We start from the raw sequence: 22674 nt of genomic DNA on the forward strand, positions 1-22674 counted from the left end.
TCCTCACAGGGTGTAGGTGAGGACGTACTCCACCGAGGTGTCGCCGTGGCGGTACTCGAACGAACCGGAGCCCGCCAGCCCGGCGAGCTCGCCCGTCGCCGAGCCCGGCACCACCTCGAAGCCACAGCGGGTGCCGCCGGCGTCGAACGAGCCGTGCTCCTTCAGGACGAAGGACCCCTCGCGGCCGTCGAGGGCACCCGACAGCAGCTCCAGGCCCGTGTACGAGCCGACGTTCTCCCCGGTGTACGTGATCGTGTAGGAGCAGGTCGTCGCCTCCGCCTCGATCCCCCCGGTGAAGGAGTTCACCACCGTGGAGCGGGCGATCCGCGGAACGGAGTCGGCCGGCCCGACCGGCTGCTCCTCCCAGTCGGCGAACGTGAAACGGCCCGTGGTGCGGACGGACATGGGGTACCTCCCGTGCTCGGAGCCCGGCGGGTCCAGTTCCCGCCCGGCGCACGCCCAGCCTGTCGGGAATACCTGACACCCCCTGTCAGGTATCCCGAACGCACTGCGGAGAATGGTCCCGTGCGCGCCGACCGCCTCCTGTCCCTGCTCCTGCTGCTGCAGAACCGCGGCCGGATGACCGCCTCCGAACTCGCCGCCGAACTGGAGGTCTCGGTCCGCACCGTCTACCGGGACATCGAGGCCCTCGGTGCCTCCGGCGTCCCGGTCCACACCGACCGCGGCCCCGCCGGCGGGTACCGGCTGATGGACGGCTACCGCACGCGCCTCACCGGCCTCACCGACACCCAGGCGGACTCCCTGTTCCTCGCCGGTACGCCAGGCCCCGCGCAGGACCTCGGCCTCGGCGCCGACCTGGCCGCCGCCCGGCTCAAACTCCAGGCCGCCCTGCCCGTCGCGCTCGCCGACCGGGCCCGGCGCCTCGAAGGCCGCTTCCACCTCGACGCCACGGCCTGGTTCCGGGACGCCGACCCCGTCCCGCACCTGGCACGGATCGCCCGGGCCGTCTGGGACCAACGCGTCCTGGTCGTCGGCTACCGCCGCTGGAACGGCGAGGAGCGCACCGGACGCGTCCTGCACCCGCTCGGGCTCGTCCTCAAGGGCGGCATCTGGTACCTGGTGGCCGCCGACACCACCGCCACGACCGGCGCCGGGCCCGGGCCCGGATCCGGTGTCGGGTCCGGTGACTGCCCCGTGCGCACCTACCGCGTGTCGCGGTTCCAGGACGTGGACACCGCCCCCGAAGGCTTCGAACGTCCTCCCGGCTTCGACCTCGTCGCGCACTGGGAGCAGTCGGCCCGCCGCCTGGACGACGCCCTCCGCCACCAGACCGCGCGCGTACGGCTCTCCCCGCGCGGCCGGCGCCTGCTGCCGATGCAATTCGGGGCGGCCGGCACCCGCGCCCTCGCCGGCGCGGAGCCCCTCGACCCCGCCGACCCCGACGGCTGGGTCACCGTCCACCTGTCCGTGGAGTCGCAGTCCGTGGCCGTCGGCGACCTGCTGAGGCTCGGTACCGAGGCCGAGGTCCTCGGCCCGCCCGAGCTGCGCCGCGCCCTCGCCGACACCGTCGCGGCACTCGCCGACCGGTACCGCTGCGCCCGCGCCGACCCGACGTCCACACCTGACGGGTGAGCGACGGTCAGCGCGGGGGCTCGACCTCCAGGAAGCGACGCCTGCGCGGGCCGCGGTAGAGGAGGCAGACCCAGCCCAGCGGCTCCAGGGCGGCTGCGCAGGCCCCCAGCCGTTCCTGCTCCTCCAAGGCCGCGCCGCCACCCGGCGGGCCGACCCAGGTCACCTCGACGCGGCCGCCCGGTGGCGGGCCGGCCGCCACCCGGTACCCGGTCCGCGACCGCCGACCCTCCGCGTCCACCGCGGACGGCGGAAGGCCGGCCGCTTCCAGGGCGAGGGCCACCGCCCGCGGCATCTGCCGCAGTTCCCACGGGGCCGGAACCGCAGCCCCCGCCCCGCCGTTGACCGTGCGGCGGATCTGCAGCAGACCCTCGTACGCCGTCCTTACCTGGGCCGCCCGCCCGGCGGTGGCCGTCAGGGCGGCCGGCCCGTCACCGGTCGCCGGCTCGAACCCCTGCCCGGGAGAGGCCATCGTCCACCGCCCTTCCACCGCCGTGCACGGGGAGCACGCCGTAGGTGAGTGCGCCACATGAGCACGCCACATGAGTACGTCACATGAGTACGTCACATGAGTACGTCACGGCCAACCACCTGAGTATCCGCCCCGATTCCCGGGCGGCTCCCCGCTGGTCGAATGGGGCCATGACTTCCGACGCCCCGCGCGGCGCGCACTGCCCGCACGTCCCCGCCCGCCCGCGCCTCCAGCAGGTGACCGTGGCCGGTTCGGCCCTCGCCGTGGCGCTGCTCCCGCTCGTGGTCGGCGTCCTCGTGGCCAAGGGCATGGCCGCCGACCCGCACGCCCCGGTCAACGCCCTCATCACCAGCGGGGGCCAGCGGGCCGGCCTGCCCCGCGGCGAGTGGCGGCGGCGCGGCCACACCACGATGCGCCGCCTGCGCACCGCACGCCGCAACACCGTCCGGCGGTGCGCGGCGGTCCGCGCCCGCCGTACCCCCGCCTCCTGAGCCGGCCGGGCGGCCGTCGGTCAGTGCCCGTGCTGCCGCATGCACAGGTCCACGATGGACGGCGGCACCGCGCCCTCCTCCGCCGCCGCGCACAGCTCCTCCGCGCCCGAGGCCGGCACCGGCTCCGGCTCCGGTGCTGGCACGGGGGAGTGGTGTTGCCGCAGCGTGCGGCGCGGCAGCGGGCCCGGTGGGTGCGCCCGCCGGGGAGCAGCCGGCTTCACGGGCCGTACGGCGGGCGCCCGGCCCGAGACCGTGGGCGCAGCGGAGGACTCCCCCGGACCCGGCGACCGCTCCGGCTCCGACTCCTGCCGCCGCTGCTGCATCCGGGACTGCGGCGGCGGGGCCGCAGGCGCGACCGTGGCTGGCGTCGGCCGGGGCGGCCCGTCCGTCGCGGACGGCCCGCCCGGTGCCACCTGGACCCCGGCCGACGGTACGGACGTACGCGCCGGGAGCGGACCGCGCGGCGCGGGCGGAGCCGGAGCCGGATGCGAGGCCACGGACGCACAGCCGGCGCCCGCGAGCAGCGCGAGGAGGGACAGGGGCAGGGCCCGGCGTAGCTGCATCCGACCACGATGCCGCACCGCCCGGCCGCGACGGCTGCCCGGCTCACGCGTCCGGGTGACGGACAGCGGATCCCCGGCCGGCCGCCGGATCGATCACCCGACGCGGCGTCCTGGGGCCCGGCGGGGCGGACGGATGGGACAGTTCGGACAGGAGGCTTGACCGCAGCCGTCCCGGGCGGCAAGAGTGCGCCGGTCAGGTACACGGAGGACCACCGCACGAGTCGCACATCGGAGACAGCCCAGATGCCCATACCGGTTCGCTTCCCGCGTGTCCCGGCGACGGCCCGCGCCGCCACCCGCCCGGTTCCGGCCACCGTGGCTCCGGCTCCGGCCCGGCGGCGCAACGCCTGACCGGCGCAGGGCTCCGGGTTCCGGCGGGCGGCAGCGCCCCGCAGGTCCCAGCCCGCCGGGAGACCACCGTGTCCTACCACCCCGAAGCCAGCGGCCCCGCCCAGCCGGACCCTGCGTTCGTTCCCGCCCAGCCGGACCCTGCGTTCGTTCCCGCCCACCCGGACCCTGCGGGCGGCCCGTCCCAAGCGGCCCCGCCCGACTGGTCCGGGGCCGGGCCGTGGCCCGAGTTCGGGGCGTCCGTGGCCCCCTTCGACACCCCCGGTTCCGCATACGGGGACCCCGGAGCCGCGGCCGCCCCGGCACCGTCGAACGGGCGGTCCGGCCGGCGGCGAGGCCCCCACGGAAACCCGGACGGCCGCCCGCAGGACCGCGGCAGCCGGCTCCCCTGGGTGGTGGGCGGCCTGCTCCTCCTCGGCGCGGCCGGCGCACTCGTGCTGTGGCCGGGTGGCTCCGACCCCGAGGCCGAGCAGTCCGTACGGCGGCCCGACCTGTCCATCCCGGTGCTCCCGGGCAGCAACCACGGCGCCGGCGACACCTCGCCCACCCCGTCCGGACAGGGCGCCACCACCCCCTCGACCTCGCCCGGCCCGTCCGCGAGCCCCTCCGACAAGCCGTCGGCGTCGCCCAGCGCATCGGGCCCCACGCTGCCCGGGCCGGGCGGGACGCTGCGCATGGGCGACCGCGGGCCCGAGGTGACCGCCCTCCAGCAGCGCCTGTACGAGCAGGGGTTCACGTACGTGAACGTCTCCGGCGTGTACGACGGCCAGACCAAGCGAGGTGTCGCCCAACTCCAGCGCGACCGGGACGTCCAGGGCGACCCCACGGGGGTCTACGGACCGGCCACCCGGGCTTCGCTCGGAGGCTGACGCACCACCGGCGGCGGGGCAGGCTAACACCGCTAAATCCGTTGGACCAGGGGAAATGGCCCGATGGAGAGTGGGGCGTTCGCATCCATCCGAGGAGCCGCCCATGTCCACTTTGCGGGTCACCGCCGAAGAGCTGACCGTCCACGAGCACCCCAACGCCGATGCCTTGGAGCTGGCCCAGGTGGGCCTCTACCGCGCCGTCGTCGCCAAGGGCTCCTACCGTACCGGCGACTTCGCGCTCTACGTCCCCGAACAGGCCGTCCTGCCCGCCTCCTTGATCGAGGAGCTGGGCCTGACCGGCCGGCTCGCCGGTTCCAGGGCGGACCGGGTCAAGGCGGTCCGACTGCGCGGCGAGCTCTCGCAGGGCCTGGTGTGCCGGCCGCGGGCGCTGGCCGGCGTGGACCTGGCGCGGGCCGCCGAGGAAGGCACCGACTTCGCGGAGCTGCTCGGCATCACCAAATGGGCCCCGCCGATCCCCACCACCATGAGCGGGGACGTGGAGGCCGCCCCCGACCTCCTGCCCTGGGTGGACGTGGAGAACCTGCAGCGCTACCCGCACATCTTCGAGCCCGGCGAACCGGTCGTCCTCACCGAGAAACTGCACGGCACGGCCTGCCTGATGACGTACCTCGCCGACGAGGGGCGCGTCCTGGTCTCCTCCAAGGGCTTCGGGTCCAAGGGCCTGGCCTTGAAGGAGGACGAGCGCAACCTGTACTGGCGGGCCGTACGCGGTCACGGCCTGCCCGAGGTCGCGGCCGAGCTGGCCGTCCGGCTCGGCGCGACCCGGGTCGGCGTCTTCGGCGAGGTGTACGGCGTGGGCGTCCAGGACCTGGCCTACGGGACGGACGCGCGCACCGCCGATGCGCCCCCCGGGTACGCCGCCTTCGACGTGTCGGCCGAGATCGACGGGCAGGTGCGCTGGCTGGATCCGGCGGAGCTCTTCGCGGACGGCGAGCTGCCCCTCGTGCCGCGGCTGTACGAGGGCCCGTACGACCTGGACACGGTGCTGGAGCGGGCGAGCGGCCGCGAGACGGTGTCGGGGCGGGAGGCCCACCTCCGGGAGGGCGTCGTCATCCGCCCGGCCGTCGAGAGGTACAGCCCGGTCGTCGGCGGCCGAGCCATCGCCAAGGCGGTCAGCCCGGCGTACCTGACGCGCAAGGGCGGCACCGAGTACGAGTGACGGGGGCGGCGGGGCGTGGCCTGCCGGGGCGGGAGCGGCCTTTCGTGGTGGGATGTGGAACTGAAGGTTCCACACGGAGAGGTCGGATGCATGTCCGAGGACACCATGAGGGCGATGGCGTACGACAGGTACGGAGGGACGGAGGTGCTCTCCGAGACCCGGCTGCCGCTGCCCAAAACCGCTCCCGGCGAGGTCCTCGTCAAGGTCAGGTGCGCGGGGGTCAATCCCGTCGACTGGAAGATCATGGGCGGTGGACTCGACGGCCTGATGGACGTCCTGTTCCCGGTGGTGCCCGGCTGGGACGTGTCCGGCACGGTCGAGAAGACCGGGATCGACGTCCCCGAGTTCGCGGTCGGCGACGAGGTGATGGCGTACGCCCGCAAGGACCACGTGCACGGCGGGACGTTCGCCGAGTACGTCAGCGTTCCCGTAAGGGCCCTCGCCGCCAAACCGGCCTCGCTCGGCTGGGAGGAGGCCGCGGGCCTGCCGCTGGCGGGGCTGACCGCGTACCAGCTGCTCACGCGGCTCGGCACGGGGGAGGGCGACACCGTCCTCATCCACGGCGCGGCCGGCGGGGTCGGGTCCTTCGGCGTGCAGATCGCCCGGGCGCTGGGGGCCCGCGTCATCGGCACCGCGTCCCCGCGCAACCACGACCGGCTGCGCGAGCTCGGCTGTGAGCCCGTCGAGTACGGGGAGGGCCTCGTGGACCGCATCCGGGGGCTCGCCCCCGACGGCGTCACGGTGGGCGCGGACTTCGTCGGCGGGGTACTGGACGTCACCACGGCGGTCCTGGCGCAGGACGGCCGCCACGCGTCCATCGCCGACCACACGGTGCTGGGCGCGGGCGGCCAGTGGATGTGGGTACGGCCCATCGGCAGCGACCTCGCCGAGCTGGGCCGGCTCGCGGACGAAGGCCGCCTGAAGGTGACGGTGGCCGAGACGTTCCCCCTCTCGGAACTGGCGGCGGCCTTCGCACTGAACCAGCAGGGCCACACGGCCGGCAAGATCATCATCACCCTCTGACCCCTCCCCCGCAGTGCCGGGTCCGGGAGCGACCTCAGGCGAGGGTGGGGACGGAGCCGCAGGGGCCGTGGTCGACTTCTACTCCCGGGAGGGCGGCGCACCACGGGGCCGTCAGGGCGTTGAGGCGGGCTGCGTCCGGGGGATGGGTGCCGAGACCGATGGCGTAGTGGGCCGAAACGGGCGAGGCCTTGAAGGGGCGCGGCCAAGCGTGCGCGTCCCCGACCCCCGCCTCTGCGAGCGCCCCGAGCAGAGCCCGCATCCGGCCCCGTGCCCGGCCCAGGGATTCCTCGAACTCCTGCGGACCGTCACCCCGTACGCTCACCACGGCCCAGGCGGCGTGCCGGCGGTGCAGCGGCGGCGGTGCGAGGAGTTCCGCCTGCGCCTGCCCGGTTCCGGCGTCGGACTCCAGGAGCTCCCACGCCTGGTACAGCTCCTGGCCGAGGAGGTCGCGCAGGCCCGCACCCACCTGGGCCGTGCAGCTGCGGACCGGCGAGGACGGGGTGAGGACCGTCACCGGGTCCCCGGACTGCGGGGCGGCGGGAGCGGAGGTCAGGGCGACGGGGGCGTTCCAGTCCCAGGCGGCCCACGTCCCGAAGAACTCGCGGAGCAGGGCCGCGGGCGACAGGTCGGTGGCTCCGCGGACCGTCCGTGCCGCCAGCACCGCCCACGCCATCCCCGGCAGCCCGCCGAACGGCGCCGAATCCAGGCCGCGGATCCGTGCCCAGGCCTTCACCCGCCGAGCCAGGTCCGCGAAGGCCGCCTGCCGGGGCCCCTCGGAGCCCACGAAGCCGCGTACCGCATCGGCATCGCTGACCGCGCTCAGCGCGGTCGCCGCCGCCTCGCCGAGCTCCGCCCGGCACTGCACCGCCCGTGCCGGATCCACCGCCCCCGTGGGGACGACCACCAGGTCCACGTCCAGACCGTCGACGTGCAGCCGTAGCCCGGGCACCCGGGCGCCCGTCACCTGCCGGATCCGCCCGGCGGCCCGGGGCAGTGCTGCCACGACGCGGTCCCGTACCTCCGCGAGGTCGACCCCGCCGGGCAGTGCCGCGACCAGGTCCAGGTCCGCTCCCGGCAGGGCGCAGCCCATGCGGCGGGATCCGGCGACGTGGACCACCCCGGCGGGCAGGGCCTGCGCGATCCGGGCGGTGACGTCCTGCGCGCGCTGCTGGTCCCGGTCGGCGTGAGCCGACTTCGACACCGGCTCCGGCCCCGGCTCCGACTGCTGCGGCAGCCACCGCACCGTGCCCGTCCCGAGCTCCACCGTCGCCCGGACCCGCATCGGCTCGTCCCCGCGCCGCGAGAGCACCGCCAGCTCCCCGACCCGCGCCGGGAACTCTGCCCCGGCGCCGCCCAGCCGCGCCGTGAACTCGGCCAGCGCCTGCTGCGGATCGGTACTGAGCCCCAGCGTCAGGTGCGGCGTGTACCCTTCGCCGCGCCCCCGGCAGCCGGGGAACCGTGCGGCAAGTTCCCGCCGCAGTTCCTGCCAGGGCGCCTCGCCGGCGGCGGCCGGGTCCAGCCAGAGCACGGCGTCCTCCCGGCGCCCGAAGCTGTGCACGCCCGCCAGCCGCACCGCGAACGGGGCCGTCGCCGCGGCCGCCCCGGCGAGCAGCGGCAGAGCCTCCTCGAAGGAGGACTCGGGAACGAAGCCGAACAGCAGGTTCACGTGCGCCGGCCAGCGGCCGGCCGCCGGGTCGTGTTCCCGGCGCAGCCCCTCGACCCCGGCATGGTGCGGGGGCAGCCACGCGACCGCCGTGTGCGCGGTCGCCGGCACGTGTAGCACGGCACTTCGCGCGTCCGTGCGGGTCGCGGCCGTGGTCTCGGCTCCGCCGTTCTCCGCCGCGAAGTCCAGGACGGCCTCGACCCCGTAGTGGTCGGAGACGAACAGGCCGTCCGGGTCGGGCGAACCACCCCGGAGGGCCGCCCGGCGCACCTCCGCGCCCGCCGACCGCAGCAGGACGCGGTCCAACCGGCCGGGACGACCCGACAGCGAGCTCACGGCGGCCAGCGGATTGGCGGCCGGGTCGAAGGTCGGCGTGGCGTCCTGCGCCCCGTGCACCTCGCTCCACGCGTCCCGCATGCCCAGGACGGCCGCGGGCCCGTCCGGCCCGCCGCGGCCGTCGTTGAAGTCGCCGAGCAGCGCCACGTCGGCGTTGACGCCGTTGAACCCCTCCTGGATGCGGGCCAGTTCGTCGCCCCGCCGCCCGGCCCCGTTCTCACTGTGATCGCTGGTCAGGTGGACGCCGGCCACGACGAGCGGCCCGCCGGCCGTGCGCACCGTCACCGCTGCGACGGCCTTGTACGGGCCCAGCAGGTGCAGCCCGGCCTCGGCCACCGGCAGCCGGCTGAGCAGGACCAGCCCGCTCGTGGAGACGTCCTTGCCGGCAGGGTCGGTGCCGATCGTGTACCCGGCCCGTACCCACGGCTGCGCCAGCAGCATGCCGAGCAGCTCGGGCTCGACCTCCTGCAGCGCGATGACGTCGGCGTCGGCCGCCTCCAGCTCGGCGAGCAGCAGCGGCCTGCGCCGGGCGGTGGCGATGCGCGGGGCGTCGTACCGGTTCCACAGCGTGTTCCACGTCAGCAGCCGCACCCGCCCCGGCGCCGGCTCCGCCGCCGCCCCCGGCGGGGGACACTCGGCGGGCCGCCAGGCGCCGGTGGCCGGGTCCCAGACGTGCGGGGTGCGGGCGGTGAAGAAGGGGGCCCGCAGCAGGCGCGGGGCGCGGACCCGCCCGGCCCGGCTGGCGTCGATGACGTCCAGGCCGCTGGCCCGGTCCCAGACGAGCTCGCCGTCCGCCTCGACGAACAGCACCCGGTGCCAGGGGATGTCACCACCGGGCACGAAGGCGGGCAGCGGGATCCGCTTCGGCGGCGCCCCGCGCTGGTGCAGCCCGAGCACGAACCGCGCCGGGTCGAACCGGGGGTCCCATCGGACCTGGTGGTAGAGCTGCTCACTGGTACGCATCAGAAGTCCCCGTCCGTCGCGCCGAGGGCACCCGCGGTGTCCTCGACGGTGCCGCCCGCGCCGATGTAGCGGATGCGGTGGGCCTGCCCGTCCCCCGGGTACGGCGGGCTGAACCGGTGCAGCTGGGAGGCCAGCACCTGCGGCGGCACCGGGTGGGGGCGCACGGCGTTGCGCCGCAGTAGCTCGGTCTCCTCCACCAGCACCACCGCATGGGTGACCAGCGCGTCGCGGCGGGCGGCGACCGCGCCGGCCAGCCCCCGCTGCTGCGCGGTGAGCGAGGTGGCGTCCCAGACGACGGTGCCGCCGGCGGCCAGCGCCGAGTCCAGCCGGTCCAGGCCCTCGCGCAGCACGTCCGCGTTGGCGCGCTGGTCGGCCCGGGAACCCCGGGCGGCACGCAGATCGTCCAGGCCGATGTACGCGGCCACGCCCGGCAGGCTCCGTGCGTACGTGCTCTTCCCGCTTCCCGACGGCCCGCACAGCTGCACCAGCCGCGGGAAACCGCCGTTCCGCCAGCGCCAGGTCGCGGCCACCGCCTCCTCGGCGGTGGAGAGCCCGCCCCGCGCGCACGCCTCGCGGGCCTCGGCCCAGCAGCGGTCCGCCGCGTCCGCGTCCAGGTCCGCCAGGGCCGTCCGCAGCCCGTCGCGCAGCGGGCCGAGCGGGTCGCGGCCGAACAGCCCCTCCTCCTGCGCGTACAGCGCCGACCACTCCACGCATTCCCGGGCCTCGGCGTCCGCCGGCCCCCCGGCCCCCGCACCGGCCCCCGGCCGCGTCCCGACGGCCGCGGCGAGGGCGTGCAGCACCCCGAGGTCGGCCGCGGAGGCCATCCGGACCAGCCCGGCCCGGCGCAGCTCGTCCGGGAACGGCTGCCGCAGCCGCGGATACAGCCCCACCAGGTCGGCGACCCGGCGCGCCAGCGGCATGCCGAGCGGCCCCGCCGCCAGCCCCGCCGCGACCCGGGACCGCGGGGCGCGGTGCAGTACGGCCGCGAGCACGCCGGCCAGCCGGGCGTCCCCGGTGCGGCCCAGCGCGTCGAGCCGCCCCGTCACCTCGGCGACGACCGCATCGACGGCATTGCTACCGGGAGCCGGGGCCGGGGCCGGAGCCGGGGCCGAACCCGGAGCCGTGTCCCGTCCCGGCCCGTGCTCCCGCGCGGGCCCGAGCCCGGCCCCCAGGCCCACGGCGGCGGTCAGCCCGGCCACATCGGGCTCGGCACCCGACCGCACCGCCCACAGGGCGGCCTGCGGGCCGAGGCCGTTCGCCACCACGGGGGCGTACATCCAGTGAGCGTCGGTCTGCACATGACCGCCGCGGACCCACTTGGCCACGCACCGCCCGAAGTCCGCGCGGGCGAAGCCGTCCGCGGTCCGCACGACGTAGCCCTCCTGCCGGGCGGTGTCGACGCGCAGCCTGCGCAGCGCGCGTTCGTCGAAGACGCCCCGCCACAGCACGCGTGGGGTCGGTACCCCGAGACCGTGCAGGAAGCGCACGGTGCCGTCCCAGTCCAGGCACTGCTCGCCGTCCCACACCGAGAACCCGTAGAACCAGCTGTCGAGGTCCTCGTACGGGATCGAGTGCCGGGCGTACAGGTTCTCCCCGCACACGCGCCGGCCGGCGGGTATGCCTGCGCCGATCCGGCTCTGGAGGCCCTTGACCCAGGCGCGCGACGGGTGGTGGCCGGAGTCGAGGGAGCGGGCGTGGAGGCCGTCCGCGTACAGGGTGGTGTTCTCCCCGTCGAGCTTCTCCGTCACGACGACCTCGCGCCCGGCGAGGCCCGCGAGTCCGGCGGTCCGCACGTCGTCCGCCGTCGTCCCCGGCGACCACGGCAGGTGCGGGGTGCGGGGGTAGTGCGTGCGCATGAACGGCTCCTGCTCTACGACGTGGTGCCAGGTCACTGTAGGTTTCCGGCCCGGCCCCCTCCACCCAATATCCACCCGGCCCGCCCCGCCATGCCCCGGCTCCGAGGAGACCGCCGGGAGCACGGAGCCGGCACCGGTGGGTGTGGCGGGGCTGCCGGGTCAGGCCGGCTGACCGTCGAGGAGGGTGAGGATGTCCGCCGTGGCGCGGACGTCGCCGAAGCTGCGGTAGACCGTCGCCAGGGTGGCGTTGTGGGCGGTGTCGCTGCGCGTCGCGCACCCGTCGGCCGCCAGGACGACGCGGTAGCCGAGCGTCGCCGCGTCCCGCACGGTGGCCTCCACGCACACGTTGGTCACGAGGCCGCACACGATCACCGTGTCCACACCGCGCTCGTCGAGGACCTCGGGCAGGGGGCAACGTCCCGGGAAGAACGCGGAGGCGGCGGTCTTCTCCACCACCGCATCCTCCGGGGCCGGCACCAGCTCGGGCCACAGCCGGTCCGCAACGGTGCCCGTGCCCCCGGCGAGCCGGTAGCGTTCGGCGACCTCGGGCCCGTAGAAGTCCACCGCCCACCGAGTGGGCTGCGCCGCGACGGCCGGTAGCACCCAGGCAACGGTCCCGCCGGCCGAACGCGTTCCGTCCGCGAGGGCCTGCACCTGCGGCACGATGCCCAACCCGAACCCGTTCCCCGCCACGAAGAAGCGCACCATGTCGACCACGACCAGCGCCGTCCGCTTCCCGGACAACTCGGTGTACGCGTGGCGGTGGCCCCGGCGGCGCTCGTGCCGCGCGTACTCGTCCGCCTCGATCCGCCAGGCGTGCCGCCGCCGTTCCATCCCGTCCAACCCGTCCATCCCGTCCAACCCGTCCATCCCGTCCATCCCGGCCCTCACGTCGATCCCCTGCGCGTCCCTCAGAAGTCGGCTGCTCAACGGCACATGGCAACGATCTCGGGGGCGACCGTGCCCTTGGCCGCCTCGCACAGGGGCCCCATGTCGTAGCCGCGGCCCGGGGCGGCCCCGGGATACGGCTGGGCGGGCGGCCGTTTGCGCGGTTTGGCCGGGGAGCGGGGCGTGGAGGACGACGTCGACCCGGACTTGGAGGCGGACCTGGGCTTGGACTGCGCGGCGGGGCGGTTCCCGGTCCGGGGCGGCGGGCCGGCGGGAGGTTCGGGTTCCGCCGCGGAGGGAGGAGTCGGGGCACCCGGTGCGGGTGGCGGTGTCGTCACCGGGAGTGGCGCCAACGGGCGGGCCGCACTGGCGGGTTGACGGATCGCCGCCCCGGCGGCGGGATCAGGTGCGGGAGGGACCGGGCGCGCGGACGGCCGGATGGTCACGCACCCGGCAGTCAGCATCACAGCGGCAAGGATCAACGGCAGGGGCGGAGTTGCTCGGCGCGGCTGCATCCGCCCAGCTTGCCGCAAGGGCGGATCGACGATCCACGAGCCGTCACGCGTACGGGTGATGCACGCCCGCGGCTCACGCCGGCGTGCGGCCCCGCGAGGCGAGCCGCAGCGCGTGCTCCAGCGGGCCCCGGCGCAGCGGGCTGTCCGCCCAGACCCGCTGCCAGCCCCAGGCCGCGGCGACCGACACGCCGGCGAACACGGCCAGTGCGGTCCAGGACCCGGCGCCGTGCGCCGGGCCGGCCAGGACCAGCGCGTGGAGGACGTACGCGCTCAGCGCCATCGCCCCGAGCGCGGCCAGGGGCCCCAGCAGCAGGACGCCCGCCCGGCGCTGCGCGGCCAGGACGAAGAGACCGATCAGCGCGCAGCCCACGCCCGCGTTGCCGATCGTCTCCAGCGGGGTCTGGCTGTACGGGTCCGCCACCAGCAGCCACTCCCAGGACGTGCTGGGGATGGCCCCGAACTGCCCGCCCAGCACCGCGCCCACCGGATCGGCGGCGGCCGCCGCCTCCGGGTGGCGCTCCGCTATCACCGACAGCAGCCGCTCCCGGCCGCCCAGCGGGTGGGCCCACAGCCAGGCGGTGCCGTACCCGGCGACCGCGGCGGCCGTGCCCCACACCGCCATCCGTACGGCGGAGCGGCGCTCCCGCAGGTCGCACAGCCGGCCGAGGGCCAGCCCGACCAGGACGTACGGGAGGTAGGTCGCCAGCGGGTACGCGCCGGTCAGCAGCAGTTCCAGCAGGGTCCGGCCGAGCCCGTCCCAGCTGGTCAGGGCGGAGAGCTCGGGAACCGCGCCACGCCCGGAAGCCGCGTACCCGAACACGGGCCCGAGCAGGTACGACAGCAGCGGCCCCGCCACCACGGACGCGCCGGCGACGGCGGTCAGCACCGGGGTGGTGAGCCGGGTGAACGGCTCGGCGGCCAGGAAGTACAGGGCGAAGAAGGTGAGGATGACCAGGATCCCCGGCCACAGTGCGGCCAGGAACAGCCCGAGCACGCCCAGTACCGCGCAGCGGGTCAGGAGCGGGCGGTGACGCTGCGCCCAGGTGCCGGAGCCCTCCGCCGGGGTGCCGCCGCCGCTGCGCTGGGCGAGGGCCAGGGAGAACCCTGCGAGGAGGGTGAACAGCGCGGGTGCGCGTCCGTCCGCCGCGACGATCAGCCAGCCGGCGCCCTCGGGCTGTGGGCCCGGGCCGACGTGCACGGCGAACATGCCGAGGACTGCGAGTCCGCGGACGGCGTCCACCCCGGTCAGGCGGCCCGGTCCCGCCTTGCCGCGCGGACGGGAAGCGCCGGCCACTCGCATGCCTGTGCTTGCCTCTCCTCTGTCCCGGCCGTGGCCGGTGTTTTCACGTGGTCGGACCGGCGGGTTTCATCCCGACAGTCCGCGCCGCGAACATACCAGGGTCGGCGTAACAAGGTAATAAGTCGGTATGGCCGGTAGTGAGCGGCCATAGGGGGGCGGTCCGCCCGCACCATCGGGCCGCGGGCGGGCCGCCGCCGGGCCGCCACCCGGCCGCGGCCGGGGAAATCCCGGGTGCGCGGCCCCCGGTCCCGCAGCATGGGAGCATGAACGACACCGTGTTCACCTACACCCTCTACATCCTGGCCGACCCCGCACGGGTCTGGGAGGCCCTGACCGACCCCGCCTTCACCCGCCGGTACTGGGGCCTGAGCTTCGAGACGGACTGGGCGGTCGGCTCGCAGATGACGTGGGTGGAGCGCGGGGCCCGGACCAGCGATCCCGAGCAGGTGGTCCTCGACTGCGTGCCGGACCGCAGGCTCGCGTACACCTGGCACACCTTCACGGAGGAGTGGGCGGCCGCGGTCGGGGTCGGCGAGGAGTTGCGGGCCGAGCTGGCCGGACAGCCGCGCACGAAGGTGACGTACGAGATCGAGCCGATCGGGGACGCGCTCACCCGGCTGACGATCCGCCACGAGGGCTTCGAGCCCGGCGGCACGCTGATCGGCATGTGCGGCGAGGCCTGGCCGGTCCTCGCGTCCAGCCTCAAGACCCTGCTGGAGACGGGGGCCCCGCTGCCGGAGGAGGGCGGCCCCGCGTCCGGCTCCGGCCCGGACGCGGGATCGCCTGCGGTGTGACCCGGGCCACGAGGGCGGGCCGGGCGGCACCCTGCGCACGGGCTCCCACCGGCGGTCGTGTGGAATGGCCTGCATGGGGACACAAGAGGACCTGATACGCCCGGCCGGAGCGGAGACGCCCCCCGAGCACTGGCGCTACACCCGCCACCTCGAAGCCCTGGCCGCTGCCGCGACCCGTGCCGCGCCGGCCAGTGCCCCGGACGCGGGGCACGCCGGGCCCCCGGCGGGCGCCTCCGCCGAGGCCGCGGGAGGTGCCGGCGCCGATGCCGTGGGCGGTACCGGTGCCCTCGCAGTCGCAGTCGCAGTCGCAGTCGCAGTCGCCGAGGCAGACGCCGTGGCCGCCGTCCTGCGCGACCCCGACCCGGTGATGGCCGAGAGCGCGGTGGTCACCCACCTGGACCGCCGCGCCGCGCAGCTCCTCGACGACGCCGCCTTCCCCGGCTGGGCCGACGCCATGGCCGTGGCCCTCGGTGACCGTGCTTTCCCCGCCCACAGGCTCCGCGAGTGGACCTTGCTCAGGGCGGTCCGCCGTGGCGAGCCGTGGTCGACGGCGGAGCTCACCGCCGCCTCCGACTGGTGCCAGCGCACCGCGGTCCGGCTGCTGACCTCGTACGAGGCGCTCACCCTGCTCGCGGCCTCGGCCCGCACCCGGCGCGTCCGCAACGCCGCCGCCCAGCGCCTGCGCCGCAGCACCCTCCCGGCCTGACCGACCCGGAGCCCCTGCCGGAGGCCCGGGCGCCGCGGCCCGCCGGCGCTCGTACGGGGCGCAGGGTCCGCGGTGTGGTGGACTCCCGGAGCAGGGGCGGGAGTTGTCGGGGGGCGGGAGCGTCGGTTCCGGGGTTGCCGTGGCGCCGGTGTCGGGGACGAAGGAGGACGCAAGGGGTGAATCGGGGTGGCGGCGGCCGCGGATTCGATCGCTCTGCACAGGAGTCTCGTCATTCGGGCGTGCGGCGGTTTATGGTCTGCCTACCTGGCCGGGTATCAGCGTTGATCAGATGCCGTTCCACTGGAGGCTGTACTCCGTGTCGCACGTTTCGCAAGCTCCCGTCACCACCCCCGACGACGAGCCGGCCATGCCCGTTCCCACCGCGTACGGCGAGGTCAAGGGGTGGTTCTCGGACTGTGACCAGGCGCTCTTCGACTGGTTCCTGACCCACCAGAACGGGGACGGGGTGAAGCCGGGCGATCTCCTGGAGCTCGGCGCGTTCATGGGGAAGAGCGCGATCTTCCTCGGGCAGTACCTGCGGGACGGCGAGGAGTTCACCGTCTGCGACCTCTTCGACTCGCCGGCCCCGGACGAGTCCAACCTCGCGGAGATGCAGGGCTCGTACCCGACGCTGACCCGCCGCGGGTTCGAGACGAACTACCTGGCGTTCCACGAGGAGCTGCCGACGCTCATCCAGGCGCCGACCTCCGTGGTCCCCGACCGGGTGCGTCCGGCGAGCTGTCGGTTCATCCACATCGACGCCTCCCACCTGTACGAGCACGTCGTCCAGGACATCGCGTCCTCCCGGGCCGTGGCGGCCCCTGGAGCCGTCGTGGTCTTCGACGACTACCGCTCCGAACACTGCCCCGGCGTCGCGGCCGCGGTGTGGGGTGCGGTCGCGGTCGAGGGACTCCGGCTGATCGCCGTGTCGGGTGCGAAGCTGTACGCGACCTGGGACGACCCGGAGCCCTACCGCTCGGCGCTGCTCCAGTGGCTGGAGGGCCGGTCCGACCTGTGGACCGGCGTGGAGGTGGTGGCCGGCCAGCAGCTGGTCCGCATCGGCGACCACGGGGCCGTCCCGCCGCAGCTCCCGAAGCCGCTGCGGCCGGCTCCCGAGCCGGTCGCCCCGCCCGCGCCCGCGCCCGCGCCGAAGCCGGCACCCCGTCCGGGCGCCGCGTGGCGCAAGCTCGCCAAGGACCTGCTCCCGCCGGTGGTCACCCGCGCGATCGTGGCCGAGCTGCGACGCCGGCGCCGCTGACCGCCCTCCCGCGCGCCGTCCCGCCCGCCTTCGGTGCGGGCCCCGTCACGGGGCCCGCACCCCACGTACGGTGCCGCGTCAGTGGCCGCGGCGGACGCGGGCGGCACGGCGGGCCTCGGCGAGCGCCTTGGCCTCCGCCGTCTTGCGGGAGTCCTTGCCCTTGCCCGGGCGGCCCGGCCGGCTGCCGATCCCGCGGAAGCCCAGCTCCGTGCCGGACGGGCGGCCCTTGGCGTCGGTCGGTGCGGCGCCCGACAGCGGCACCCCGGAGGGGGCCTTGGCCCCGGTGATCCGGTGCAGTGCGGCCTCGCCGGAGCGGACCTGGGTCGTGGTGGGCCGGATCCGGGCGTCCGCCATCAGTCGGACGACGTCCCGCCGCTGGTTCGGGGTGACCAGGGTGACGACCTTGCCGGACTCGCCGGCCCTGGCGGTGCGCCCGCCGCGGTGCAGGTAGTCCTTGTGGTCGGCCGGCGGGTCCACGTTCACGACCAGGTCGAGGTCGTCGACGTGGATGCCGCGCGCGGCGACGTTCGTCGCGACGAGGACCGTGATCGTCCCGTCCTTGAAGTGGGCGAGCGTCCGGGTGCGCTGCGGCTGGGACTTGCCGCTGTGCAGCCCCTCCGCCCGTACGCCCATGGCCCGCAGGTGCTTCACGAACTGGTCCACGCCGTGCTTGGTGTCGAGGAACATCAGCACCCGGCCCTCGCGGGCCGCGATCTCGGTCGCCGCGGTGACCTTGTCGGCGGCGTGGATGTGCAGGACGTGGTGGTCCATGGTGGCCACCGTGGCCGCGGACGGGTCCACGGAGTGCGAGACCGGGTCCTTCAGGTAGGTCCGCACCAGCTGGTCGACGTTGCGGTCCAGGGTGGCCGAGAACAGCATCCGCTGTCCGTCGGGGCGCACCTGGTCCAGGATCTCGGTGACCTGCGGCATGAAGCCCATGTCGCACATCTGGTCGGCCTCGTCGAGCACCGTGATCCGCACCCGGTCCAGGTGCACGTCGCGCCGTCCCACCAGGTCGCTCAGTCGACCCGGAGTGGCCACCACGACCTCGGCGCCGGTGCGCAACGCGCTGACCTGCCGGCCGATCGACAGCCCGCCGACCACCGCGGCCATCCGCAGCCCGAGGGCCTGCGCGTACGGGGTGAGCGCCTCGGTCACCTGCTGCGCCAGCTCGCGCGTCGGCACGAGGACCAGTGCCAGCGGTCGCTTCGGATCCGCCTTGCGGCCCGCGGTGCGCGCCAGGACGGCGAGGCCGAACGCCAGCGTCTTGCCCGAGCCGGTCCGGCCGCGGCCCAGGACGTCCCGGCCGGCCAGCGAGTTGGGGAGGGTGGCGGCCTGGATGGGGAACGGTTCCGCCACCCCGGACTCGGCCATCGTCCGCAGCAGCTCCGCGGGCAGGTCGAGCTCGGTGAAGGCCTCCACGGGCGGCAGGGCCGGGGTGAGCGGCTCGGGCACGGCGAACTCGCCCTGCGGGGCCGGGGTCCGGGGCGCCCTGCCGGACGGGCCGGCGCCCTTCGCGGCACCGCCGTCGGGGGCTGCCTTGGTGGCGGGCCTGACGCCGAAACGCCCGTAGGGGGACGGGTTCCTCATGCAGAGCCTTCCGTGGGACACGAAAAGGGGAATTTTACCATCGGTGGATTCAGGCCCCGGGGGCCGCGGGGTCGAGCTCCCCGGACCGCAGACGGTCCAGGTGTGCCCGTGCCTCGGCCGTCGCGCGGGCGAACCAGTCGGCGATGACGGCGACCTCCTCGGGGGAGTACTCGGCGAAGAGTGCGGCGAGCCGGTCGTAGAAGGGCGCGTACATCGCGACCACCCGCTGGGCCGCCACCGGGTCGGCCACCACCCGGACCCGTCGCCGGTCGGCCGGATCGGGCTGCCGCTTCGCGTACCCCGAGCGCTCCAGGCGGTTGAGGACGCCGGTGACCGCCCCGGTGGTGAGGTTGGCCAGTGCGGCCAGGTCGCCCGCCGAGAGCGGCTCGTCCCCGGCTCCCAGGACGTGCCCCAGGCAGGTCAGATCGGTGACGTTGAGCCCGAGCAGCTGCGCCACCTCCTGCTGCCCGATGAGGCCCAGGGCGACGTAGTGGTCCATCCGGGAGATCGCCTCTCCGGCCGTGGCCGGGGGGCGGGTCTTGCCCTCCACGCAAAGACTCCTTAGCATCTAAGTTACTTAGTTCGCGAGATACTTCTTTGATCAGATGTTTAGCTCGCGAGATAAGGCGTATTGCCCCAGCCTACTTCGGGAGAACCATGAGCGCGCACGGAGACGCCGACCTCGGACACACCGTCGCCGGCTGGACCGGCACCACGCTGGCGGTACTCGGTTCCGCCGGCGCCGGCGCGGCCCTCTGCGCGGGCTGGACGCCGGGCATCTGGCTCGGCCTCGCCCTCGTTGCCGCGGCCGCGGTCGTCACCTGGCTGCTGCACCTCGCCGGCTGGGGCAAGCCCAGCGGCCCCAGGCCCGCCGCCGCGCGGGACTGGCGGGTTCGGGACGCCGTCGCCCGTACGGGGCACGTCGACTGCCTGGGCTGTCGGATGAGCGGCGGCCGGCGCGCCGCCGCCGCTGCGGCCCGGGTGCCGGGGCCCAGGGGCGCCGGCGCGCTGACGGCCGCCGCGGACAGCGGCACGGGAACGTCCGCTTGAACGTTCGAGGGGTCCCCGGTTGGCCGCACCAGGGTGTGATCCCAGGGGCACGTGGGCAGGATCGGGGTGGCGGCACCGTATGTGCTGCCCGCGTGGAACGTTGAGAAGGATCAGCACCGATGGCAACAGGCACCGTGAAGTGGTTCAACTCGGAGAAGGGGTTCGGCTTCATCCAGCAGGACGACGGCGGCCCGGACGTGTTCGTCCACTACTCCGCCATCCAGACATCCGGCTTCCGGGCGCTGGAGGAGAACCAGAAGGTCCAGTACGACGTCGTCAAGGGCCCCAAGGGTCCGCAGGCCGAGAATGTGATGCCCATCGGCTGACCCACTCCGCTTCACGAGCCGGGCCGACGTGAGAGGCAGGCCACGAGCCCCGCCGGTCGACGGCGGGGCTCGTGCCGTTCCACGGCCTCCCAGGCGTCATGTGCCGCGGCACGCCTCCTCGTCATGTCGCGGTCATGTCGCGGCACGCAGGGTCAGGCCTCCCGCAGGACGACGGCCGAGACCGGGCAGGCCCGCACGGCCTCGCGCAGCAGGGGACTGCCGTGGCCGTCCTCCCGCCCGGGCAGGACCCGGCCGAAGCCGTCGTCGTCCTGGGTGAAGACGTCCGGGGCGGTCAGGGCGCACTGACCGGCGCCGATGCAGACGCCGGTGTCGACACCGACGGCGAGGCGCCGCGGCGGCCCGCCGCTCACCACGTCACCGGCAGCTCGACCATGCCCTGGACGGTGTCGCCGGGTTTGAACGGGATCGCGTCCGGCTCTGCCGCCAGGCGCAGCCCGGGCAGCCGCGCGAAGAGGGTGCCCAGCGCGATCTCCATCTCGGCGCGGGCCAGGTTCTGTCCCAGGCACTGGTGGATGCCGAAGCCGAAGGCGACGTGGTGCCGGGCCGGGCGGTGCCAGTCCAGTACGTCGGGCTCCGCGAAAACGGCACCGTCCCGGTTGATGACGGAGGTGGAGAAGACCACCCCGTCGTCCGCCCGGACCGTCACCCCGCCGACTTCGATGTCCTCCGTGGCCACCCGCAGCATGCCGTCCGCGATCGACAGGAACCGCATCAGCTCCTCCACGGCTACCGTGATCAGCGCGGGGTCGGCACGCAGCTCCGCCAACTGCTCCGGGTGCCGCAGCAGGGTGAAGGTGCCCAGCGAGATCATGTTGGCCGTGGTCTCGTGCCCCGCGATCAGCAGGATCGCCGCCAGCGAGACCAGCTCGTCGACATCGGTCTCCCCGGTCTCCAGGCGCCGCTCGACGAGCTCGTCCAGGAGACCGTCGCCGCGTTCCGTCCGCTTGCTCTCGATCAGCCCGGCCAGATAGCCGTTGATGCGGGTGCGGGCGTCCTCGACGTCGGCGACGTCCGGGCCCCGCAGCAGCCGCCGCGACTGCTCCTCGAAGAACTCGTGGTCCCCGTACGGAACTCCGAGCAGCGAGCAGATCACCATCGACGGCACGGGCAGGGCGAAGGCGCTGACCAGCTCGGCCCCCGGGCCGCGGGCCACCATGTCGTCGATCAGCCGGTCCACGGTCTGCTGGATACGGGGTCGCAGGGCCGCCGTCCGCTTCACGGTGAAGCTCGGGATCAGCATCCTGCGCTGCACGTTGTGCACCGGGTCGTCAACGCCGAGCAGTGCGGTGCGGCGGCCCCCCAGGCCCTTGAACCGCGGGCTGACGGCGGGGAAGCCGGCGTTCCCGCGGTCGGCGGAGAGCCGCCCGTCCGAGAGCAGCGCCCGCGCCTCGGCGTGCCCGGTGACCATCCACACGGACCGGCCGTCGAAAAGGCTCACGCGGGTCAGGGGGCGGTTCTCACGGAGGGGATCGTAGGCGGCCGGGGGGTGGTAGGGGCAGGTTCGGTCCTGGGGGAAGGCAACGGTTTCTGACATGCAGCACCTCGTAAGCGCGGTCCGTATTTCCGTCTCGCCTGAACCCCATTACATGCCCGGGGCACCTATCCCACCCATACCCGTTTCGGCCAGATGGGCCCGCCCACTCGCCCGGTCCCGCGCAGCCCTACCCGACCCGGCCCGGTCGGCATTGTCAGTGCCGCCTGTGAAGCTGGCGCCATGGACGACAGGATGCTCCGCCGCCGGGTGTACGGCGGCGACCACGACGATCCCGACCCGGGCCCGCGCCCCGGCCGCAGCTACGGCGAGCTCGTGGGCGGCCCCCTCGACGGACTCCTCCTCGACGTGACGGGCTGGAGCGCGCGCCAACTCGCCGAGGAAGCCGCCCTCCCCACGGAGATCGGCCGCTACGGTGCCGGCGGCCGGTCCCACTACCGCCGCCGCGCGGCCGATCCCGACCACTGGGACTGGGCGGGCGACAGCCGCTGATCCGTGGCCGCGGATCAGCGGGCGGCGTGGCCGCGGCTCACGCTCCGCGCCCACAGCACCAGCGGGACCTGCAGCGGGAGCCGGCCGATGACGACCGCCCGCCAGACGGGGGAGCGGTGCCGCGCGTCGAGGGCCATCTGCACGTTCGCCGGGAACACGCCGACGAACAGTGCGGCCGCGGCCAGCGCCGCCGCCCGCCGGGTCCGCGGGTGCGCGACCCCGGCCGCTACGGCGAGTTCCACCGCCCCGCTCGCGTACGTCCACGTCCGCGGTCTGCCGGGCAGCACCCGCGGGACGATCGCGTCGAACGGCTTCGGCGCGACCACGTGCGCCGCACCCACCGCGGCCAGCAGACCGGCGAGCAGGGCGGGGGAGGAAGGGGTGCGCGGCATGGTCGTGGGTCCTCTCGCCGGGGAAGCGGGGATTCAGGCCCCGTGATCGTAGGCACGGGTCGGGGCTCGCTTCACCCGTTCGGGCCGTACGCGGCAGCATCGGAGGGATACGTGGCCGCCCTCCCCCGTGGTGGAGCTCAACCGGGCCGTCGCCGTCTCCATGGCCGAGGGCCCGCGGGCGGCGCTCCCGCTCGTCGACGCCCTGGCGGGACCCGGCGCTGCGCGGCTACCACCTGCTGCCCAGCGTCCGGGGCGACCTGCTGGAGCGGCTCGGCGGGCACGACGAGGCCAGCGCCGAGTTCGAACGCGCCGCCTCGCTCACCGACAACGCCCGCGAACGGACCTGTTGCTGCGCCGCGCACCGCCCCTGAACCCGACCCGCACCGGACCTCCGCCGGACCCGCCCCGGACCCCCGCCCGACCTGCACCGGAACGGATCCGAATCGGCCGGGGGCCGGCTCCGGTCTGGGGTGGGACGCGTACGCTCCGCCCCCCA

Annotated in this window: 23 protein-coding genes and 1 pseudogene; 12 read left to right on the top strand and 12 right to left on the bottom strand. The window is 75.1% G+C overall.

The annotated features are described in order from the left end of the window. Window positions 1-3 precede the first annotated feature (3 nt). A complete protein-coding gene (locus tag ACFV7Q_RS02740; RefSeq protein ID WP_385422838.1) occupies window positions 4-405 on the bottom strand; it encodes a DUF3224 domain-containing protein in 402 nt (133 codons plus the stop codon). A 120-nt stretch (window positions 406-525) separates the two neighbouring features. On the opposite strand from ACFV7Q_RS02740, the gene ACFV7Q_RS02745 reads away from it, so the two are divergent. Continuing rightward, entirely contained in the window at window positions 526-1593 is a 1068-nt protein-coding gene (locus tag ACFV7Q_RS02745; protein WP_385422840.1) for a helix-turn-helix transcriptional regulator, read from the top strand. A 7-nt stretch (window positions 1594-1600) separates the two neighbouring features. Here the strand turns inward: ACFV7Q_RS02745 and ACFV7Q_RS02750 are convergent, their stop codons facing one another. After that, on the bottom strand, window positions 1601-2062 hold the full coding sequence (locus ACFV7Q_RS02750) for a hypothetical protein (RefSeq protein ID WP_385422842.1): 462 nt from the start codon (window positions 2060-2062) through the stop codon (window positions 1601-1603). A gap of 170 nt (window positions 2063-2232) precedes the next feature. On the opposite strand from ACFV7Q_RS02750, the gene ACFV7Q_RS02755 reads away from it, so the two are divergent. Continuing rightward, window positions 2233-2553 carry a hypothetical protein gene (locus ACFV7Q_RS02755; protein WP_385422844.1) on the top strand — a complete coding sequence of 107 codons (321 nt, stop codon included), beginning with the start codon at window positions 2233-2235 and terminating at the stop codon, window positions 2551-2553. Window positions 2554-2573: 20 nt separating this feature from the next. Here ACFV7Q_RS02755 and ACFV7Q_RS02760 read toward each other — a convergent pair whose 3' ends face one another. Next, window positions 2574-2696 carry a hypothetical protein gene (locus tag ACFV7Q_RS02760; protein WP_385422846.1) on the bottom strand — a complete coding sequence of 41 codons (123 nt, stop codon included), beginning with the start codon at window positions 2694-2696 and terminating at the stop codon, window positions 2574-2576. 839 nt (window positions 2697-3535) lie between these two features. Between ACFV7Q_RS02760 and ACFV7Q_RS02765 the strand changes: the two genes are divergently transcribed. The 3 genes from ACFV7Q_RS02765 to ACFV7Q_RS02775 all read left to right on the top strand — a co-directional run bounded on the left by ACFV7Q_RS02765 (window position 3536) and on the right by ACFV7Q_RS02775 (window position 6536). Beyond that, complete coding sequence (locus tag ACFV7Q_RS02765; protein WP_385422848.1) at window positions 3536-4333, top strand: peptidoglycan-binding protein; 798 nt, start codon at window positions 3536-3538, stop codon at window positions 4331-4333. Between the two features lie 103 nt (window positions 4334-4436). After that, window positions 4437-5513: an RNA ligase (ATP) gene (locus ACFV7Q_RS02770; protein WP_385422850.1), complete on the top strand. Its 1077-nt coding sequence runs from the start codon at window positions 4437-4439 to the stop codon at window positions 5511-5513. A 105-nt stretch (window positions 5514-5618) separates the two neighbouring features. After that, window positions 5619-6536 (top strand): NADP-dependent oxidoreductase, encoded by a 918-nt coding sequence (locus ACFV7Q_RS02775; RefSeq protein ID WP_385422881.1) that lies wholly within the window; start codon window positions 5619-5621, stop codon window positions 6534-6536. Between the two features lie 34 nt (window positions 6537-6570). Here the strand turns inward: ACFV7Q_RS02775 and ACFV7Q_RS02780 are convergent, their stop codons facing one another. The 4 genes from ACFV7Q_RS02780 to ACFV7Q_RS02795 all read right to left on the bottom strand — a co-directional run bounded on the left by ACFV7Q_RS02780 (window position 6571) and on the right by ACFV7Q_RS02795 (window position 14057). After that, complete coding sequence (locus ACFV7Q_RS02780) at window positions 6571-9498, bottom strand: poly(A) polymerase (protein ID WP_385422852.1); 2928 nt, start codon at window positions 9496-9498, stop codon at window positions 6571-6573. Then, window positions 9498-11354, bottom strand: a complete 1857-nt coding sequence (locus ACFV7Q_RS02785) for an RNA ligase family protein (protein ID WP_385422854.1) — start codon at window positions 11352-11354, stop codon at window positions 9498-9500. Before ACFV7Q_RS02785 ends, ACFV7Q_RS02780 begins: the two co-directional genes overlap by 1 nt. Window positions 11355-11513: 159 nt before the next feature. After that, the gene (locus ACFV7Q_RS02790) at window positions 11514-12284 is read right to left on the bottom strand and encodes a cysteine hydrolase family protein (protein ID WP_385422856.1); all 771 of its coding nucleotides are present in this window, start codon (window positions 12282-12284) and stop codon (window positions 11514-11516) included. A 546-nt stretch (window positions 12285-12830) separates the two neighbouring features. Next, a complete protein-coding gene (locus tag ACFV7Q_RS02795; RefSeq protein ID WP_385422858.1) occupies window positions 12831-14057 on the bottom strand; it encodes a DUF418 domain-containing protein in 1227 nt (408 codons plus the stop codon). A 263-nt stretch (window positions 14058-14320) separates the two neighbouring features. Between ACFV7Q_RS02795 and ACFV7Q_RS02800 the strand changes: the two genes are divergently transcribed. The 3 genes from ACFV7Q_RS02800 (at window position 14321) to ACFV7Q_RS02810 (ending at window position 16815) form a co-directional block, all read left to right on the top strand. Continuing rightward, window positions 14321-14851, top strand: coding sequence for an SRPBCC family protein (locus tag ACFV7Q_RS02800; protein ID WP_385422860.1), 531 nt, complete (start codon window positions 14321-14323; stop codon window positions 14849-14851). Between the two features lie 73 nt (window positions 14852-14924). Then, on the top strand, window positions 14925-15557 hold the full coding sequence (locus ACFV7Q_RS02805; RefSeq protein ID WP_385422862.1) for a hypothetical protein: 633 nt from the start codon (window positions 14925-14927) through the stop codon (window positions 15555-15557). Window positions 15558-15924: 367 nt separating this feature from the next. Further along, window positions 15925-16815, top strand: a complete 891-nt coding sequence (locus ACFV7Q_RS02810; protein WP_385422883.1) for a class I SAM-dependent methyltransferase — start codon at window positions 15925-15927, stop codon at window positions 16813-16815. Window positions 16816-16893: 78 nt separating this feature from the next. Here ACFV7Q_RS02810 and ACFV7Q_RS02815 read toward each other — a convergent pair whose 3' ends face one another. Both ACFV7Q_RS02815 and ACFV7Q_RS02820 read right to left on the bottom strand, forming a co-directional pair. Beyond that, window positions 16894-18405 carry a DEAD/DEAH box helicase gene (locus tag ACFV7Q_RS02815; protein WP_385422863.1) on the bottom strand — a complete coding sequence of 504 codons (1512 nt, stop codon included), beginning with the start codon at window positions 18403-18405 and terminating at the stop codon, window positions 16894-16896. Window positions 18406-18454: 49 nt separating this feature from the next. Beyond that, entirely contained in the window at window positions 18455-18955 is a 501-nt protein-coding gene (locus ACFV7Q_RS02820) for a MarR family winged helix-turn-helix transcriptional regulator (RefSeq protein ID WP_385422865.1), read from the bottom strand. 107 nt (window positions 18956-19062) lie between these two features. Here ACFV7Q_RS02820 and ACFV7Q_RS02825 point away from each other — a divergent pair, with 107 nt between their 5' ends. Both ACFV7Q_RS02825 and ACFV7Q_RS02830 read left to right on the top strand, forming a co-directional pair. Beyond that, complete coding sequence (locus ACFV7Q_RS02825; protein WP_385422867.1) at window positions 19063-19455, top strand: HGxxPAAW family protein; 393 nt, start codon at window positions 19063-19065, stop codon at window positions 19453-19455. A 119-nt stretch (window positions 19456-19574) separates the two neighbouring features. Further along, complete coding sequence (locus tag ACFV7Q_RS02830; RefSeq protein WP_385422869.1) at window positions 19575-19781, top strand: cold-shock protein; 207 nt, start codon at window positions 19575-19577, stop codon at window positions 19779-19781. Between the two features lie 152 nt (window positions 19782-19933). Here ACFV7Q_RS02830 and ACFV7Q_RS02835 read toward each other — a convergent pair whose 3' ends face one another. Next, entirely contained in the window at window positions 19934-20152 is a 219-nt protein-coding gene (locus ACFV7Q_RS02835; RefSeq protein ID WP_385422871.1) for a ferredoxin, read from the bottom strand. Continuing rightward, window positions 20149-21336 (bottom strand): cytochrome P450, encoded by a 1188-nt coding sequence (locus ACFV7Q_RS02840; protein ID WP_385422873.1) that lies wholly within the window; start codon window positions 21334-21336, stop codon window positions 20149-20151. Before ACFV7Q_RS02840 ends, ACFV7Q_RS02835 begins: the two co-directional genes overlap by 4 nt. A 180-nt stretch (window positions 21337-21516) precedes the next feature. On the opposite strand from ACFV7Q_RS02840, the gene ACFV7Q_RS02845 reads away from it, so the two are divergent. After that, complete coding sequence (locus tag ACFV7Q_RS02845) at window positions 21517-21786, top strand: hypothetical protein (RefSeq protein ID WP_385422875.1); 270 nt, start codon at window positions 21517-21519, stop codon at window positions 21784-21786. A 14-nt stretch (window positions 21787-21800) separates the two neighbouring features. Here ACFV7Q_RS02845 and ACFV7Q_RS02850 read toward each other — a convergent pair whose 3' ends face one another. Beyond that, entirely contained in the window at window positions 21801-22178 is a 378-nt protein-coding gene (locus tag ACFV7Q_RS02850) for a hypothetical protein (protein ID WP_385422877.1), read from the bottom strand. Window positions 22179-22296: 118 nt separating this feature from the next. Between ACFV7Q_RS02850 and ACFV7Q_RS02855 the strand changes: the two are divergent. After that, window positions 22297-22519, top strand: a pseudogene (locus ACFV7Q_RS02855) (RNA polymerase subunit sigma-24); the annotation flags it as partial. Between the last annotated feature and the right edge of the window lie 155 nt (window positions 22520-22674).

Source organism: Streptomyces sp. NPDC059851 (assembly GCF_042732005.1).
Lineage (GTDB): Bacteria > Actinomycetota > Actinomycetes > Streptomycetales > Streptomycetaceae > Streptomyces.